Below are 675 nucleotides of genomic sequence, written 5' to 3'. Positions count from 1 at the left end.
CCACTCAGGAGGGAACGAAGTTTCAACTACAGGGTTTTTACCTTCTCTGACGGGCCTTTCCAGACCTCTTCATCTACCCCGTTCCTTTGTAACTCCACATAGAGTGTCCTACAACCCCAGAAGGCAAGCCTTCTGGTTTGGGCTAATCCCGTTTCGCTCGCCGCTACTCAGGGAATCGCGTTTGCTTTCTCTTCCTCCGGGTACTTAGATGTTTCAGTTCCCCGGGTCTGCCTTCAATACCCTATGGATTCAGGTAAAGATACTGTTCCATTACGAACAGTGGGTTTCCCCATTCGGAAATCTCCGGATCAAAGCTTACTTACAGCTCCCCGAAGCATATCGGTGTTAGTCCCGTCCTTCATCGGCTCCTAGTGCCAAGGCATCCACCGTGCGCCCTTTCTAACTTAACCTTGCGGCAAATACTTGCCAGGTTTCTCTTTTTCAATCAAAAGAGAGAAAAACTAAAATGGCGATACTCGGTTTTATTGCAATTGCCTTCTTACATACGATTATCCAGTTTTCAAGGAACAAAAAAGTTCTGAGAGAATCGCTCCCTCAAAACTAAACAAACAAGCTCATCAACATTACGAACCGAAGGTTCGCATTCCGAATGTCCTAAAAGACATTATCCTTAGAAAGGAGGTGATCCAGCCGCACCTTCCGATACGGCTACCT

General features: G+C 46.8%; 1 rRNA gene. It reads right to left on the bottom strand.

Features of this window, described 5'->3' with window-relative positions:
* A 23S ribosomal RNA gene (locus tag WQ57_RS22585) occupies positions 1-410 on the bottom strand; the annotation flags it as partial.
* Positions 411-675: the final 265 nt, after the last annotated feature.

It is taken from the genome of Mesobacillus campisalis (assembly GCF_000986785.1).
GTDB classification, from domain to species: domain Bacteria; phylum Bacillota; class Bacilli; order Bacillales; family Cytobacillaceae; genus Mesobacillus_B; species Mesobacillus_B campisalis.
This window is presented reverse-complemented; position numbering and strand designations above follow the sequence as displayed.